Raw genomic sequence first — 16,484 nt, 5'->3', positions numbered from 1 at the left:
CTTTTCACGCCGGAAGATCCGGTGCCTTGCCGCAAACAGAGGTCAGAACCATGTCGCTCTCACTCTACGATATCACCGTACCGGTCTTCATCCGCGCCTTCGGCAATCTCACCGAAATCTTGAAGAAGGGCGAGGCCTATGCCGACGAAAAGGGCCTGGCGCACAAGGAGCTTCTCAATGCCCGGCTGATCGAGGACATGTATCCGCTGATCGCGCAGATCCAGCGCGCCAGCGACGCGGCCAAGTTCGTGCCCGTCCGGCTCGGACAGGTGGAAAACGTGCCGATGGACGACAACGAAGCGACTTTTGCCGACCTGCATGCCCGCATCGAAAGGACCGTGACTTTTCTTAAAAGTGTCGATCCGGCCGTGATGGCCGACCGTGAAGAGGCCGAGGTGGTGCTGAAGACCCGCAGCGGATCGACGACCTTCACCGGCCGTAATTATGTCCTGGGCTTTGCCATCCCGAATTTCTATTTCCACGTCACAACGGCCTACGCGATCCTGCGCCACAAGGGCGTGCCGATCGGCAAGATGGACTATATCGGCCGGAGCCAATAACCGTGCTCCCAACTCATCCGTGACTTCCCTTTCTTGCGCCTGTAAACTGGAAGAAAAAGGGGAACAACGGGTGCGTATCCTTCTGGTCGAGGACAATCAGGCGTTGGCCGAGGGGCTGTCGACGATCCTGCGCGGCAGCGGCTATGCCGTCGATACTGTGGCGGACGGCGCTTCTGCGGAAGCGGTTGCCGCTGCGGAGACATACGACCTCGTCATCCTCGACCTGAATCTGCCCGAGATGGATGGGCTCGACGTGCTGCGCGCGATGCGGGCCAGGCAGAACAAGGCCGCCGTCATGATCCTGACGGCCCGCGGCACGCCGGAGGAGCGGGTGAAGGGGCTCGATCTCGGCGCCGATGACTACATGATCAAGCCTTTCGATATCTCGGAATTCGAGGCGCGCATCCGTGTGCTTCTGCGCCGTCACGCGGGCCTGAGAAGCTCGATCGTCAATTATGGCGGCGTCACCTTCGACCTGAATTCCCGGACATTCTCCAGCCATGGCGCTCCGCTCGATATTCCTGCACGCGAAGTGGCGCTCCTGGAACTCCTTTTCCTGCGCGCTGGCAAGGTCGTCTCCAAGGACGCGATCATGCGCTCGCTGACTGGTTTCGACGACGATCTTTCGGCCAATGCGATCGAGCAATATGTGAGCCGTCTGCGCCGTCGTCTTGCGTCGCATGGGCTGACGGTGAAGACTGCCCGTGGCATCGGTTACTATCTCGATACGGTGGCGCCCGTACCATGACGCCGCCAATGACGCAAACTGCCGCCTACTCGCTGCGCCGGCGGCTGCTCGCCTGGCTCCTCATCTCGACGGCGGTGATCGGCACGGTCGCCATGGTCGACACATGGGACGAGGCCGTCGATACGGCGAACGAGGTTTCCGATCGCGTTCTGGCCGGCTCGGCGCTGGCGATCGCGGAACGGGTGATCGTTGCCGAAGACGGCTCGCTGGAAGTCGATATCCCCTATGTGGCGCTGGAGATGCTGACGTCGGCGGCACAGGATCGCGTCTTCTACCGGGTCGACGGCCCGCCGGGAACCTTCATCACCGGTTATCAGAACCTGCCCTCGATCCCCCGCCGGGAGGGCCAGGCGGCGGCGTTCGAGAACGCCACCTTCCGCGGTGAGCCGATCCGTGTGGCGGCACTCGCCCGGTCCGCCTCGACCGGCATCAATTCGGTGCCCTTCATCGTCACCGTGGCGGAAACCACGATCGCCCGCCAGCAATTGACTCGGACCATTCTGATCCGGTCGGTATTGCGCCTGCTTTTCATGATCGCCGGCGCAGCGGTCATCGTCTGGGTTGCTGTCAGCCTGTCGCTCCGCCCGCTCTACCGCTTCAGTGAAGCGATCGCCGAGCGCAGCCCGGACGACCTGCATCCGATCAGCGAACGGGTGCCGAGCGAGGTCCAGGGCCTTGTCGATACGGTCAACTCCTTCATGGTGCGGCTCGAGGGGGCACTGGAGGCTCTCAGGCATTTCACCGGCAATGCCAGCCATCAGCTCCGAACGCCGCTTGCCATCATCCGCACGCAGCTTGCGCTGGCCGGCCGCGCTGCCGGGCTGGACGGGGCGAAGGAAGCGGTCCGCAAGGCGGATGAGGCGGTTGCCGATGCCGAACGCATCCTGGCCCAGCTCCTGCTGATGGCGAAGATTGATGCATCGAAGCGCTCCGCTTCGATGCAGAAGGTCGATCTGGCGACCCTGGCGCAGGGCGCGACGGCGGACCATGTGCCGCTTGCCGCCGAAGCCGGCATCGATCTCGGGTTCGAAGGCGGGTGCGGCGTTGCGATCTTCGCGGAGCCGCTGCTGATCGGCGAGCTCCTGAAGAACCTGATCGGCAATGCTTTGCTTTATGCCGGGGACGGCGCGGAGGTGACAGTCCGCGTGAGACAGGACGGCGATACGGCCGTGCTGGAAGTCGAGGACAACGGTCCCGGCATTCCGCCGGAGAAACGGGCTTCCGTATTGAAGCGCTTCGAGCGTGGCGAGCAAACGGACAAGGCGGGCAGCGGTCTCGGCCTGCCGATCATCGAGGAGATTGCCCGGCTCCACGGCGCGGCAATGACCCTCGCGGGCGGCCGCGAGGGCAGAGGGCTGACGGTGGAAATCCGCTTTCCGGTAGCCGGCTAATTCATTCCTGATGAGCCATGATGCCGCCGATCCAGGTGCTCTTCATGCCGAGATCCTCGGCGAGAATAACGAAATCCGCATCGAAGCCGGGTTTCAGTGCGCCCTTGCGGCCGGAGAGCCATGCCGCTTCCGCCGGATAGGCTGATGCCATCCGCAATGCTTCTTCGAGTGGCAGGCCGAGCCTTTCATGCACGAAGCGCACCGACGAGATCATGTCGATGTCAGCCCCTGCAAGCGTCCCATCGGCAAGCGTCAGCCGGCCGTCCTGCCGCAGGATCTCGCGTCCGTTGAGGGTAAAGCTCTTCATCTCCGTACCGATCGGCGACATGGCATCGGTGACGATGAAGATTTTGCCCGGTCCGTTCTTTGCCCGCAGAGCAATGCCCATCGCCGCGGGATGGACATGGATGCCGTCGGCGATCAGCCCGGCGTAGAGCGAGCCGATGTCCAGCGCCGCACCGACGACGCCCGGCTGGCGATGGCCAAGCGGGCTCATGGCGTTGAAGAGATGCGTGACGGTGCGCACGCCCGCCTCGGCGTAGGCCCTGGCTGTTTCATAGGTTGTGTCGGTGTGGCCGAGGCTCACCATCAAGCCGGCCTCCGCAAGCCGCTTCGCCTGTTCCGGGGTGACGTTCTCCGGCGCGACGGTGATCATCATCGCATCGAATATGCTCTGGCAGGAGAGCATGAGTTCGATGTCCTTCTCCTCCATCGGCCGGATCAGCTTCGGGTCATGCGCCCCCTTGCGGGCGATGGAAAGATGCGGACCTTCGAGATGCAGGCCGAGGAAACCCGGCACGCCCTGTTGCTTCGCTTGCTTGCCGGCCTCGACGGTTTTTGCCGTGATCTCGAACGTGTCGGTGATGAGGGTCGGCAGCAGGCCGGTCGTGCCGAACTTGGCGTGCGCCGCGCAGATCTGCTTGAGACCCTCGACAGTCGGCTCCTCGTTGAGCAGCACGCCGCCGCCGCCGTTCACCTGCAGGTCGATGAAGCCGGGCACGATCAGACCGCCACCGGCATCGATCGTCTCGATGCCTTCCGGCAGGGCCGCGACGGGCCGGATCGCCTCGACCCGGCCGTTGCCGAAAACGAGCGCGGCATTCTGATGCCAGGAAGCGCCGTCGAAGATGCGGGCGCCGGTGATGGCCTTGGCTGTACTCATAATGTTTCGGTCACCTTCTTCAGTGCAACTGGCGCATCCGGGTTGAAGCCCTTGGCGCGCGACCAGGCTTCCACGAAGCCGTAGAAGGGCAGGATGAGCGCTAGCGCGTCGGTGAGTGGATGGCCGGTCGCGACGAAAGGCAGCTTTCGAGCGGCCTTGACCTTGTCGGAGGTCGCAAAGGCAAGCGCCCCCTTGGCGGCGAGGTTCTCGGCAATCTCGACGGCCGAGGCCTCGGCCGCGTCGCGCGCCGCGAAGGTGACGACCGGAAACCGCTTTTCCACCAGTGCCACGGGACCGTGCAGCACTTCCGCTGCGGAATAGGCCTCCGCATGCATGTTGGAGGTTTCCTTGAATTTCAGCGCAGCCTCGCTGGCGATCGAGAGCGCCGGTCCGCGACCGAGCATATAGAGCGATTCCGCATCGCCGAGCTCGTTGGCCAGTTCGTTCCAGTCGAGCTTGACCGCCTTTTCGAAATGCGACGGCAGGTTGCGAATCGCAGCCTTCAGGTCTTCGTCGTCCACCCACTCGGAAAGCAGCGCAAGGCCCGCGACAATCGAATTGACGAAGGATTTCGTTGCCGCGACCGCAAGTTCCGGTCCGGCATTGATGTTGATCGCATGGTTCGAAGCGCCGGCAATCGGCGACGGCAGCGTATTGGTGAGCGCGATCGTGACAGCGCCGGATCTGGTTGCGGCTTCCGCCATGGCGACGATGTCCGGGCTTTTGCCGGATTGGGAAATCGCGATCGCCGCGCCGCCCTCGAGCTTCAGCTTCGCGCCGTAGATCGAGGCAAGCGAGGGGCCGAGCGAAGCGACGGGTCGGCCGGCCGTAAGCTCGATCGCGTATTTGATGAAGGTCGCTGCATGGTCGGAGGAGCCGCGGGCGATGGTGATCAGGAACGCGGGGTCCTTCTCCCGGAGCGCCCGGCCGGCGGCAATGATCTCCGCTGCCGACCGGTCAAGCAACCGGGCCGTCGCCTCCGGTATCTCGTTGATCTCTTGCCGCATATGGGTTTGCATGGTTCAGTCCTTGTCAGTTTTCGCCGAGCGAGAGCTCGGCCACGAAATCATAGGCGTCGCCGCGATAGAGCGAGCGGGTGAGCTCCACCACGCGGCCGGATGCCAGATAGGATACGCGTTCGATCGAAAGCCCGGCGGAGCCCACGGGCACTGCCAGCAATCCGGCATCCGGGTTCTTCATATTGCAGGCGGATATCCGTTGTATGGCGCGCACGGGCCGGGCATCCTTTTTTTCCAGCTCCGCGTAGAGCGAATTGGTGACGGCGGAAGGGTCCGGCAGGAATTCGGCGGAAATGCTGGCGCGTTCGATGGCAAGCGGCATGTCGTTGGCGATGCGCAGGCGTCCGAGGCGTGCCACCTTCGTCCCCGGGGCGAGACCCAGCATCATCATTTCTTCCGGGGAAGGGTGGAACAGGCCCCGTTCCAGCCATTCGGACTTGGTCACCAGCCCGCGCCGCGCCATGTCCTCGGTAAAGGACGTGAGCCGGGTCAGCGGCTGCTCGACACGTGACAGCGGCTTGACCACGAAGGTGCCGGAACCGTGCCTGCGGGTGAGCAGTCCATCCTTGACGAGATCGTCGACCGCCTTGCGCACCGTCACGCGGCTGACATTGGCGTAATCCGCAAGGTCACGTTCGGCCGGCAGCGCGTCGCCGTGACCAAGCTTGCCGGAGCGGATCGCATCTTCCAGGCTCTGGCGCAATTTCCTGTAGAGCGGCCCGGTTCCGGCATTCTGCAGGCCGTCGAAGGGAAGGATGGCGGCAAGCGTCTCGTTCATGCACGCGCCTCCGAAGGTGAGCCATAGGCCTTGACCGCGAGCGCCACGGCACCCGTCAGCGCGTCGGCAAGCGGCTCGGAAAGCCGGCTGCGATGCCGTTCTGCGAGATATTCGGGATAGAGCGGTGCGAGGCCGCCGAGCAGGCAGAGCCGGCCTTTACTCCTGGTGATGGCGTTCACTGCATCAAGCGCTTCGTCGATGCCGGCTGCCCCGGTATTCAGGATGCGGATCGCCGCCTCGTCGCCTTGCCGGGCGTATTCGAAAACCTTCGGCGTATAGCGCCCGTAGTCGCCCGGTTTCGCCAGTCGGGCGAAATCGACCACGTTCTCCGGATTGTTCCCGAACTCCGCGAGAATGGCTTTCGAGAGCCCGGTCATCGGGCGGATAGTGTCGTAGGCGAGCAGGCTTTCCTGCAGCGCAAGCTGGCCGAGTCGCGCGCCGCTGCCGAGATCGCTCACCTGGAATCCCCAGCCGGCGATCGAATGAAGTTTTCCGTCGTGCCGCGCAATATAGACGGTTCCCGTGCCGACGATGCCGATCGCACCGTCCTCGTCGCCGATCGCGCCCTGAAGTGCGATCACGCCGTCGGATACGATCTCCGACTGTTTGAAGGGCAATCGCGCCTGCACGTAGTTCACGGCGTCTCCGACATTATTGCCGGCAAGGCCAAGGACGGCGGGCGCGGATGGGAGATCGGGCGTGATCCCGGCCTCCTCAAAGGCGAGCCGTGCCGCCTCGGCGATATGTTTCAACGCGGTATCCGGATCAGTGAGGATATTGGACGCGCCGCTCTTGCTGCGGCCGAGAATAGTGCCATTTCCGTTGGCCAATGCCGCGCGGCAACTGGTTCCCCCGCCATCGATTCCGATAAAATAATCGACCATGGATACCTCCGGAAATTGATAATACCAAAAAAATACCAATAACCAAGAGAGATTTCAGATTTTCGAAATGCTCTGCGATATTGCGCTGAAATGATTGTATTATTTTCATTTTTCCCAAAGTGCGTTATTGATTTGGTGATAAAAGTTAATTTTCCTTCTGGACAATTGGTATTTTTTTGGCATCATTTTGGTCAGAGGGAGAAATCGGATGAGCAAAAACGCCACCGAAGCAAGGCATGGGAAAGCGGAAGGGCTCGACATGCGCGCGCCCGCCGAAATCCTCGGGCTTCTGGCAGCGGCCCAGCAGGAGGCTGCGAAAGCGGTCGATCGCGCCATCCCGGCTATCGCCGAAGCTGCTGATCTTATGGCTGCAACGTTGAAGTCCGGCGGCAAGCTCGTTTACGTCGGTGCCGGCAGCGCCGGTCTGGTCGCCATGACCGATGCTCTTGAATTGCCCGGGACTTACGGGATCGCGCCGGAGAAGCTGGTTGTCCTGTTCGCCGGCGGCCTTTCCCCGGTCACCGATCTGCCCGGCGGACCGGAAGACGATCCGGTGCTCGGGCGGCACGATGCGGATGTCATCTCCGGAGAAGACTGCGTCCTCTGTGTCTCGGCCAGCGGTTCGACGCCCTATACGGTTGCCGTCGCCGAAGTGGCCAGGGCACGCGGCGCGAAACTGGTGGCGATCGCCAACAATGCCGGCGCAAGACTGTTCGATGGCGCCGATGTGGCGATCCTGCTTGAAACGCCGCCGGAAGTGGTGGCGGGCTCCACCCGCATGGGGGCCGGCACGGCGCAGAAGATGGCGTTCAACATGCTCTCGACGCTGGCCGCGGTGAAGCTTGGCCACGTGCATGACGGCCATATGGTCAGCCTGCGCGCCGATAACGACAAGCTGCGGGCCCGCGCCGCCCGCATGGTGGCGGATATTGCAGGGATCGATTTCGAAGAAGCGCGCGCCTGGTTCGGCGCTGCCGATGGTTCGGTGAAGGTGGCGGTTCTGCTTGCGGCCGGTGCGGCCGATGCGGAAGCGGCGAAGGCGCTGCTGGCCAGGTCCGGCGAGGTGCTGCGTGTCGCACTTGATGAGCTGCACGCAGGCAAAAGTTCCATGAAGCGCGCTTGACGGCGCAAAAAGAGGGAGAACATCATGACCCGCATTTTGAAAGGCATGCTTTTCGCAACGACCGTGCTCGCGCCTGCGGGCCTTGTCGCCACCGACGCGTCCGCGCAGACCGCCCAGCTCACCATCGAGAGCTGGCGCAACGACGACCTGCCGATCTGGCAGGAGAAGATCATTCCGGCCTTCGAAGCGAAAAACCCCGACATCAAGGTAACCTTCGCGCCGATGGCGCCGACGGAATACAATTCCGCCGTCAACGCCAAGCTGGAGGCAGGCACGGCCGGAGACCTCATCACCTGCCGTCCGTTCGACCTGTCGCTTGCCATGTTCCAGAAAGGCCAGCTCGCGGCGCTGAACGACCTGCCCGGCATTTCGAACTTCTCCGACGTCGCCAAGTCCGCCTGGACCACTGATGACGGCAAGACCACCTTCTGCGTGCCGATGGCATCGGTCATTCACGGGTTCATCTACAACAAGAAGGCTTTCGAGGAAGCCGGCGTTGAGGTTCCGAAGACCGAGGATGAATTCTTCGCCGTGCTCGAGAAGTTCAAGAAGGATGGCAATTACATCCCGCTCGCCATGGGCACCAAGGACCAGTGGGAAGCCGCCACGATGGGCTACTACAACATTGGCCCGAACTACTGGAAGGGCGAGGAGGGCCGCAAGGCGCTGATCGCAGGCACCGAGAAGCTCACCGATCCGCAATGGGTCGAGCCCTATGCAACGCTTGCCAAGTGGAAGCCTTATCTCGGCGATGGTTTCGAGGCCCAGACCTATCCGGACAGCCAAAACCTCTTCACGCTCGGCCGCGCCGCGATCTATCCGGCCGGTTCGTGGGAAATCGCGCCGTTCAAGGCTCAGGCCGATTTCGAAATGGGCGCTTTCCCGCCGCCGGTGAAGAAGGCGGGCGACGCCTGCTACATCTCCGACCATAACGACATCGGCCTCGGCCTCAACGCCAAGGGGAAGAATCCGGAAGCGGCGAAGAAATTCCTCGCCTGGGTCGCCTCGCCGGAATTCGCCGAGCTTTACGCCAATGCGCTTCCGGGCTTTTTCAGCCTGAACTCGACGCCGGTGAAAATGACGGATGATCTTGCCCAGGAATTCGTTTCCTGGCGCGAGAACTGCAAGACGACGATCCGCCCGAGCGCGGCGATCGTTGGCCGCGGCCAGCCGAACCTCGACCTCGAAATGTGGCGTGTTTCGGCAAACGTCATCAACGGCACGCAAACGCCGGATCAGGCGGCAGAAGAGACCCAGAAAGGGCTCGACAGCTGGTACAAGCCTGCGAAGTAACGCCTCACGCCCACCATCTGCCCCTCACCCTAACCTTCTCCCCGCTTGCGGGGAGAGGAGGCCTACCTCGCTCGACCTTCGAGATGGGGGAAACCGTTGCGGCATATTCCTTCTCCCCGTCAAAACGGGGAGAAGGTGGCGGTAGCCGGATGAGGGGCATTGCCGTAACATCCAGCACCCGCCGTAACTAAAGACCGGAACCCGCGCCATGAGCGATACCGACATAACCGATACCGAGATCGTCCCGGTGAAGCGGCCCGCTCGCTGGCATATCCTCGTCTTCCTGGCGCCGGCCTTCCTCGTCTATACAGCGGTGATGATCCTGCCGCTCATCGAAACGCTCAGGCTCTCGCTCTTCAACATGGTCGAAGGCCAGCTTGCCTTCGTCGGCTTCAACAACTTTCGCGTCCTCTTCAGCGATCCGAGGCTTTCCGCCGATTTTTGGAACGCGCTTGGCAACAACGTCATCTTCTTCATCATCCATATGCTCGTGCAGAACCCGGTCGGCATTGCCATCGCCGCCATGCTGTCGGTGCCGAACCTGCGCTTCGCCGCCTTCTACCGTTCGGCGATCTTTGTGCCGACACTGCTTTCCTTCGTCATCGTCGGCTTCATCTGGAAGCTCATCCTTTCGCCGATCTGGGGCATTGCGCCCGGCATGATGGATTGGGTGGGACTGAAATGGGCCTTCGCGCCCTGGCTTGGCAAGCCGGAAACGGCGCTCATCACCGTCTCGCTGATCTCGGTCTGGCAATATGTCGGCATTCCGATGATGCTGATCTATGCGGCGCTGCTGAATATTCCCGACGAGGTGCTGGAAGCGGCCGAGTGCGACGGCATTACCGGCTGGAGCCAGTTCTGGAAGATCAAGTTGCCGCTCATCCTGCCCTCGATCGGCATCGTCTCGGTGCTGACCTTCGTTGGCAATTTCAACGCCTTCGACCTGATCTACACGGTGCAGGGGGCGCTCGCCGGCCCGAACGGCTCGACGGATATCCTGGGCACGCTGCTCTACCGCACCTTCTTCGGGTTCCAGAACCAGATGGGCGACCGCTCGATGGGCGCCACCATCGCTGCCGTGATGTTCCTCATCATCCTCGCCGGCGTCTCGCTCTATCTCTTCGTCATCCAGCGGCGCATGCGCCGCTATCAGTTCTGAGGAGACGGACATGTCGAAAGCCCGCTCCGCTCCGCTGCGCACCGCGCTCATTCACCTGGCGCTGATCGCCTATACGCTGGTGGCGCTTTTCCCGGTCTTCTTGACGCTGGTCAATTCGTTCAAGAGCCGCAATGCCATCTTCCGCGAGCCGATGGCGCTGCCGACGCCGTCGACCTTTAGCCTGATCGGCTACCAGACCGTGCTGAACCAGGGCGATTTCGTCGGCTATTTCCAGAACAGCCTGATCGTCACGGTCGTGTCGATCGCGCTGGTTCTGCTCACCGGCGCCATGGCCGCCTTCGCGCTTTCCGAATACCGCTTCCGCGGCAATACGCTGATGGGACTTTACCTGGCGCTCGGCATCATGATCCCGATCCGATTAGGCACCGTGGCGATCCTGCAGGGCATGGTGGCGGCCGGCCTCGTCAACACGCTGACATCGCTGATCCTCGTCTATACGGCGCAGGGCCTGCCGCTTGCCATCTTCATCCTGTCGGAATTCATGCGCACCGTCTCGGACGACCTGAAGAATGCCGGCCGCATCGACGGCCTGTCCGAATATGCGATCTTCTTCCGCCTCGTCCTGCCGCTGGTGCGTCCGGCCATGGCGACGGTCGCAGTCTTCACCATGATCCCGATCTGGAACGACCTCTGGTTCCCGCTGATCCTCGCCCCCGGCGAAAGCACCAAGACGGTCACGCTTGGTGCGCAGATGTTCATCGGCCAGTTCGTCACCAACTGGAATGCGGTCCTCTCGGCGCTGTCGCTCGCCATTCTGCCGGTCATGGTTCTATACGTCATCTTCTCGCGGCAATTGATCCGCGGCATTACCTCCGGAGCCGTCAAGTGAACCCGTCCAATCGTCCCATCCGTGTCCTTGTCGCCGGCCTCGGCAATATGGGCAGGAGCCATGCACTGGCCTATTACGACAATGCGGGCTTCGAGATCGTCGGTCTCGTCAATCGCACCAAGCGCGACCTGCCGGGCGAACTCGATGCCTATCCGCTCTTTACGGACTTCGAGCAGGCATTGCGGGAGACGAAGCCGGATCTCTGCTCGATCAACACCTATTCCGACAGCCACGCGGACTATGCCGTCATGGCTTTCGAGGCCAGCTGCCACGTCTTCGTCGAAAAGCCGCTGGCGACCACAGTTGCCGATGCCGAGCGCGTCGTTGCGGCCGCCAGGAAGCATGACCGCAAGCTGGTGGTCGGCTATATCCTCCGCCATCATCCGTCCTGGATGCGGCTGATCGCGGAGGCCCGCAAGCTCGGGCCTCCCTACGTGTTCCGCATGAACCTCAACCAGCAGTCCTCCGGCGACAAGTGGGACGTGCATAAGGCGCTGATGCAGACGACCCCGCCGATCGTCGATTGCGGCGTGCATTATGTCGACGTCTGGTGCCAGATTACCGATGCCAAAGCGGTCGAAGTGCGCGGCATGGGGCTGCGCATGACCGAAGAGGTCGCGCCGGATATGTACAACTACGGCCACATGCAAGTGTTGTTCGAGGACGGCTCGGTCGGCTGGTACGAGGCGGGTTGGGGCCCGATGATGTCGGAAATGGCCTTCTTCGTGAAGGACGTCATGTCGCCCAAGGGCTCGGTCTCGATCCTCGTCGACGCGAAGGCGAAATCCGACGACATCGATACACATACGAAAACCTCGGTGATCCGCGTCCATTCGGCCGAGACCGGCCCGGACGGCCGGTTCATCCGCGCCGACGAGGATCTGTCGATGACCGGCGAACCGGATCACCAGAAACTTTGCGATCTCGAACAGGCCTATGTGCTGAAGGCCATCCGCGAGAATATCGATCTCTCCCGGCACATGGATGATGCCGTACAGTCGCTGCGCATCTGCCTTGCTGCGGATGAGAGCGTGCGCACCGGCAGGCCCGTGAAACTTTAAGGAAAAAGCCCTTGGGTTCCCTCCAACTGAAATCCATCCGCAAGGCCTTCGGCACCCACGAGGTGCTGAAGGGCATCGATCTCGAGGTGAAGGACGGAGAATTCGTCATCTTCGTCGGCCCCTCCGGCTGCGGCAAGTCTACGTTGCTGCGAGTGATAGCCGGCCTTGAGGACGCGACATCGGGCAGCGTGAGGATCGATGGCGCCGAGGTCATCAATGTGCCGCCTGCCAAACGCGGCATTGCCATGGTGTTCCAGTCCTATGCGCTTTATCCGCACCTGACGGTCAAGGACAATATGGGCCTTGGCCTGAAACAGGCCGGCACGGAAAAGGCAGAGATCGACAAGCGTGTCGCCAAGGCGTCCTCCATGCTGTCGCTCGATCCCTATCTCACTCGCCGCCCGGCCGAGCTTTCCGGCGGCCAGCGCCAGCGCGTCGCGATCGGCCGCGCCATCGTGCGCGAACCGAAGCTTTTCCTGTTCGATGAGCCGCTCTCGAACCTCGATGCGGCGCTGCGTGTGCAAACGCGCCTGGAGATCGCCGGCCTGCACCGGCGCTTGAAGGCGACGATGATCTACGTCACCCACGATCAGGTCGAGGCGATGACGCTGGCGGACAAGATCGTCGTGCTGAATGCCGGCGCGATCGAGCAGGTTGGCTCACCCATGGAGCTTTATAATAAGCCGGCTAATATTTTCGTGGCCGGCTTCATCGGTTCCCCGCAGATGAACTTCATCCCGGCCGAAAAGCTGGGCGACGCCGGCGCCAAGACCATCGGCATCCGCCCGGAGCATATAGCCCTCTCGCGTGAAAACGGCGACTGGAAGGGCAAGGTCATCCATGTGGAACACTTGGGCGCCGATACGATCGTCTATCTGGAGACCGAGGCGACTGGCCTCTTGACCGTCCGCCTGTTCGGGGAACATCGCCACATGCCGGACGACGTGGTGTTCGCGACGCCCGACAGGGCGAGCCTGCACCGCTTCGACGCGAATGATCGAGCGATCGCTTAATCGCTCGTCGTCAGCAATTTGGCCCCGCCGGCCGCCTGGACCGCCAGGCTGCCGAAACGGATGCCGGCCCGAAGGCACATCTCTTCCGAGGCTCCATTCAGCCAGGCGTTGATGAACCCGGCATTGAAGGCGTCGCCGGCACCGGTCGTGTCGATCACCGGCACGGTTTCCGCCGGCGCATGCAGCATCCGGCCGCTCGACATGACCCAGGCGCCCTCAGCGCCTCCCTTCAGTACCACCAGCGGAAAGGCGAGCGACAGCTTGCGGATCGCAACCTGAGGATCGGCCGAACCGGTGATCGCCTCCGCTTCCTCCAGGTTCGGCAGGAAGAGATCGACGCCCTCGCAGGCGCGAAGCAGGCCGCGGTCGTAGATCAGGGTGGCATCCCAGCTCGGGTCGAGCGAGACGGTCAGCCCCTTCTCCTTGGCGCGGGACACGAGGTCGGGGATTTCGTGCAGAGTCGCATACTCGGCAATGTGAAGATGGCATGCCTCCTCCCAATCGAGCGCGGCATCAAGCGTCGCGGGCGGTGCCGGCCCGGCCCGGCGGGTGAGGAAGGCCCGGTCCTGCCCGACGACGGCGGCCACGGTAATCTGCGGGCCGGCATCCCCGGCATGTTCGACGAAACGCAGGTCGACCCCGCTTTCACGGAGCTGTGCCTCGACGCCGGCTGACAGTGAATCCATGCCGATCCGTGCGGCGAGTGCCACCTTGCGCCCGGCATGCGCCATATGCGCTGCGGCGATGAAGGCGCCGCCGCCCGCCGCGATCTCCATGCCACTTGCAAAAAGCTCGCGCCCCAACACCGGCAGGTGATCGAGGCCCGTGAAAATAAGGTCGCAATAGACCCGCCCGATGCTGAGCACCGCGGATCTAGTCTCTGTATGCGTCATCATGAACGGCCCAGAAATTTCTCTGTGCTGGCATCGAAGAGGTAAAGGCTGCCGGGCGCGGCTTCGCAGGTGAACTCGCTGCCGACGGCCGGTATGGATTTGTCCCGCGCCGTCGCTATCACCGAGGCGCCGGCAATGTCCAGATGAACCAGTGTTTCAGGTCCCAGTGGCTCCACGGCGGTTACCGTTCCCGTCAGTCTGAAGCCATCGCTGTCTACTGTCTTGGCATGGGCGATCAGGTCGTGCGGCCTGACCCCGATCAGGATATCGCCTGCGGAAGCCATGTCCACGCCGGAGCCGTTGCGCCTGCCGCGCACGAGGTTCATCGACGGGCTGCCGATGAAGCGGGCGGTGAAGACGTCCACCGGGCTTTCATAGAGTTCCGACGGCGTGCCGACCTGCAGGATGTTACCGTCCTTCATCACCACGATCCGGTCGGCCATGGTCATGGCTTCGATCTGGTCGTGGGTGACATAGACGGTGGTGGTCTTCAGCCGTTGGTGCAGGCGCTTGATCTCGATGCGCATCTGCGAGCGAAGCTGAGCGTCGAGGTTGGACAGGGGCTCGTCGAACAGGAAGGCGGCCGGATCACGCACCATGGCGCGGCCGATCGCGACGCGCTGGCGCTGGCCGCCGGAAAGCGCGGCCGGCCGGCGGTCGAGCAGGGCTTCCAACCCGAGGATCTTGCCGGCTTCCTCGATCCGCTTGTCCTTCTCGGCCTTGCTGAGCTTCGACGTGTAGAGGCCGAAGCCGATATTTTGGCGCACCGTCATATGCGGATAGATTGCATAGTTCTGGAACACCATGGCGATGTTGCGCTGTTTCGGCTCGCGCTGGTTGACCACCGCATCGCCGATCTTCAGCGTGCCGTCCGAAATCTCCTCAAGACCGGCGATCATCCTGAGCGTTGTCGATTTGCCGCAGCCGGACGGGCCGACGAAGACGACGAATTCGCCATCGGCGATCGAAAGATCGATACCCTTGACGGCTTCGACCTTGCCGTAGCGCTTTACGAGCTTTTCAAGTTCTATCGTCGCCATCAGCGGGCTCCCGTAAGCGCGGTGAACTTTTCTTTCAATTCCGCAGCAGCAGCGGCCTCATGATCGGCAGCTTCCTTCGCCGCAGCTTCGAACACCGCGAGCTTTTCCCGGTAGGCTCTGAGTGCATCCTGCATCGGCTCGGGTGCCGGGCCGCCGAAGCGGGCGCGCACGGCGACGAAATGTTCCGGCGAGACGATCTCTTTAAATTTTGGAAGATCGACCGAAGGCTTGCGGCCTACCGAATGTTCGAAGGCCTTGAGGAAGGGCTCGTAACCGTCATTGGTAAGGTCGCCCTTGGCGGCGACGACGCTTTTCGCCGTCGCTGCGGCGATCTCGTGCGCCTCGCGGAAGGAGAGGCCTTCGATCCGCACCAGCGAGTCGGCAAGCTCGGTGATGGTGATGCACGATCGGCGGATGTTCTGGTCGACGCGCTCCGGGTCGATGCTGATCTGGCTGATCAGGGCTGCCAGCAGATCGAGCACGCGCGAGGCGGAGGCGAAGGCCTCGTAGCCCATGCCCTGCGTCTCGCCTTCGCTGTCATTCATGTCGGTGAAAGGGGTGTTGTGCATCACGTCGAGCACGGTCCGCGCCCGGCCAAAAGTTTGGCTGGCGAGGTGGCGCAGATGCTCGATCGGCACCGGATTGCGCTTCTGCGGCATGATCGAGGAAATCTGCACCAGCGCGTTCGGCACGTAGATCTGGCCCACTTCGAAGCTCGTCCAGAACTGGAAGTCCTGGATGAGGCGGCCGAGATGCAGGAACATCAGCTCGATGGCCGAATAGGTGGCGGTCGTATAGTCGACCGCCGCGATGCAGGAATAGGAGTTGCGCAGCGGCGCGGAAAAGCCGAGCAGTTCGGCGACGCGAGCGCGGTCGATCGGAAAGCCCGACGTGGTGATCGCCGCAGCCCCCATAGGCGAGAGGTCGACGATGCGGCGGGCCTCGGCAAAGCGCTCGATATCGCGGATCAGCACTTCGATTGCGGCCGAGAGATAGTGGCCGAAGGTCGTCGGCTGGGCGGGCTGGCCATGCGTATAGGCGACGATCAGCGTGGATTTCTCCCGATCGGCCGCATCGATCATCGCCGCAAGCAACAGCCTGGCCTTGCCCATCAGCGCGTCGATCTTGTCCTTCAGCCCGAGCTTGAAGAGCGTGTGGTCGATGTCGTTGCGGGAGCGGGCGGTGTGCAGCCGGCCAGCGGTGTCGACGCCGATGCGCGCCTTCAATTCCTTCTCGATCAGGAAGAAGAAGTCCTCCACCTCGCCGGTATAGACGAGTGTCGAGGGATCGATCTCCCGGTCGATCGCTTCCAGTGCATCCGCGATCCTGGAAGCCAGATCCCGATCAAGGATGCCGGTCTCGACGAGCATGACGAGATGGGCGCGATCGATGCGGCGGAAACCGTCGACATGATGGCTCCTGGCGCCATCGAAGAGGGGCTTGAGCACGGTCTCCTTGTAGACTGGATCGGGGAATTTGCTGGTGTCGGAAAGGCGCGGGTCCGCCATGG

16 protein-coding genes are annotated in these 16,484 nt (G+C 62.6%); 9 read left to right on the top strand and 7 right to left on the bottom strand.

The window, feature by feature from the left end; all coding sequences use genetic code 11:
* Window positions 1–50: 50 nt before the first annotated feature.
* The 3 genes from ABK249_RS26565 (at window position 51) to ABK249_RS26555 (ending at window position 2,699) form a co-directional block, all read left to right on the top strand.
* Window positions 51–560, top strand: a complete 510-nt coding sequence (locus tag ABK249_RS26565) for a DUF1993 domain-containing protein (protein WP_227704856.1) — start codon at window positions 51–53, stop codon at window positions 558–560.
* 70 nt (window positions 561–630) lie between these two features.
* Entirely contained in the window at window positions 631–1,308 is a 678-nt protein-coding gene (locus ABK249_RS26560) for a response regulator (RefSeq protein ID WP_227704857.1), read from the top strand.
* Window positions 1,309–1,316: 8 nt separating this feature from the next.
* Window positions 1,317–2,699 carry a sensor histidine kinase gene (locus ABK249_RS26555; RefSeq protein WP_348864531.1) on the top strand — a complete coding sequence of 461 codons (1,383 nt, stop codon included), beginning with the start codon at window positions 1,317–1,319 and terminating at the stop codon, window positions 2,697–2,699.
* Between the two features lies 1 nt (window position 2,700).
* On the opposite strand, the gene nagA is transcribed toward ABK249_RS26555, so the two are convergent.
* From nagA to ABK249_RS26535, 4 genes are read right to left on the bottom strand one after another with little or no spacing between them, the layout of a single operon-like run.
* Window positions 2,701–3,861: an N-acetylglucosamine-6-phosphate deacetylase gene (gene nagA / locus ABK249_RS26550; RefSeq protein WP_348864529.1), complete on the bottom strand. Its 1,161-nt coding sequence runs from the start codon at window positions 3,859–3,861 to the stop codon at window positions 2,701–2,703.
* Window positions 3,858–4,880 carry an SIS domain-containing protein gene (locus tag ABK249_RS26545; RefSeq protein ID WP_348864528.1) on the bottom strand — a complete coding sequence of 341 codons (1,023 nt, stop codon included), beginning with the start codon at window positions 4,878–4,880 and terminating at the stop codon, window positions 3,858–3,860. Before ABK249_RS26545 ends, nagA begins: the two co-directional genes overlap by 4 nt.
* 13 nt (window positions 4,881–4,893) lie before the next feature.
* Entirely contained in the window at window positions 4,894–5,658 is a 765-nt protein-coding gene (locus ABK249_RS26540) for a GntR family transcriptional regulator (RefSeq protein ID WP_348864527.1), read from the bottom strand.
* Entirely contained in the window at window positions 5,655–6,542 is an 888-nt protein-coding gene (locus ABK249_RS26535; protein WP_348864526.1) for a glucosamine kinase nucleotide-binding domain-containing protein, read from the bottom strand. The genes ABK249_RS26540 and ABK249_RS26535 overlap by 4 nt, the downstream gene beginning before the upstream one ends.
* Window positions 6,543–6,750: 208 nt before the next feature.
* Here ABK249_RS26535 and ABK249_RS26530 point away from each other — a divergent pair, with 208 nt between their 5' ends.
* From ABK249_RS26530 to ABK249_RS26505, 6 genes are all read left to right on the top strand, one after another.
* Window positions 6,751–7,665 (top strand): N-acetylmuramic acid 6-phosphate etherase, encoded by a 915-nt coding sequence (locus ABK249_RS26530; RefSeq protein WP_348864525.1) that lies wholly within the window; start codon window positions 6,751–6,753, stop codon window positions 7,663–7,665.
* Window positions 7,666–7,689: 24 nt separating this feature from the next.
* On the top strand, window positions 7,690–8,958 hold the full coding sequence (locus ABK249_RS26525; protein WP_348864523.1) for an ABC transporter substrate-binding protein: 1,269 nt from the start codon (window positions 7,690–7,692) through the stop codon (window positions 8,956–8,958).
* Window positions 8,959–9,166: 208 nt separating this feature from the next.
* A complete protein-coding gene (locus ABK249_RS26520) occupies window positions 9,167–10,117 on the top strand; it encodes a carbohydrate ABC transporter permease (RefSeq protein ID WP_348864522.1) in 951 nt (316 codons plus the stop codon).
* A gap of 10 nt (window positions 10,118–10,127) precedes the next feature.
* Window positions 10,128–10,967, top strand: a complete 840-nt coding sequence (locus ABK249_RS26515; protein WP_037151726.1) for a carbohydrate ABC transporter permease — start codon at window positions 10,128–10,130, stop codon at window positions 10,965–10,967.
* Complete coding sequence (locus ABK249_RS26510) at window positions 10,964–12,028, top strand: Gfo/Idh/MocA family protein (RefSeq protein WP_348864521.1); 1,065 nt, start codon at window positions 10,964–10,966, stop codon at window positions 12,026–12,028. Before ABK249_RS26515 ends, ABK249_RS26510 begins: the two co-directional genes overlap by 4 nt.
* Before the next feature lie 11 nt (window positions 12,029–12,039).
* The gene (locus ABK249_RS26505; protein WP_348864519.1) at window positions 12,040–13,041 is read left to right on the top strand and encodes an ABC transporter ATP-binding protein; all 1,002 of its coding nucleotides are present in this window, start codon (window positions 12,040–12,042) and stop codon (window positions 13,039–13,041) included.
* Here ABK249_RS26505 and ABK249_RS26500 read toward each other — a convergent pair.
* From ABK249_RS26500 to argH, 3 genes are read right to left on the bottom strand one after another with little or no spacing between them, the layout of a single operon-like run.
* On the bottom strand, window positions 13,038–13,937 hold the full coding sequence (locus ABK249_RS26500; protein ID WP_348864518.1) for a carbohydrate kinase family protein: 900 nt from the start codon (window positions 13,935–13,937) through the stop codon (window positions 13,038–13,040). The two genes, ABK249_RS26505 and ABK249_RS26500, sit on opposite strands and share 4 nt — an antisense overlap.
* Window positions 13,934–14,974, bottom strand: a complete 1,041-nt coding sequence (locus tag ABK249_RS26495; protein WP_037151715.1) for an ABC transporter ATP-binding protein — start codon at window positions 14,972–14,974, stop codon at window positions 13,934–13,936. Before ABK249_RS26495 ends, ABK249_RS26500 begins: the two co-directional genes overlap by 4 nt.
* Window positions 14,974–16,482, bottom strand: coding sequence for an argininosuccinate lyase (gene argH / locus ABK249_RS26490; RefSeq protein ID WP_348864517.1), 1,509 nt, complete (start codon window positions 16,480–16,482; stop codon window positions 14,974–14,976). Before argH ends, ABK249_RS26495 begins: the two co-directional genes overlap by 1 nt.
* Window positions 16,483–16,484 lie beyond the last annotated feature (2 nt).

Source organism: Neorhizobium phenanthreniclasticum (assembly GCF_040066075.1).
Taxonomy (GTDB): domain Bacteria; phylum Pseudomonadota; class Alphaproteobacteria; order Rhizobiales; family Rhizobiaceae; genus Neorhizobium; species Neorhizobium petrolearium.
The sequence above is the reverse complement of the archived record's forward strand: the minus strand, read 5'-3'. Positions and strand labels throughout refer to the sequence as shown.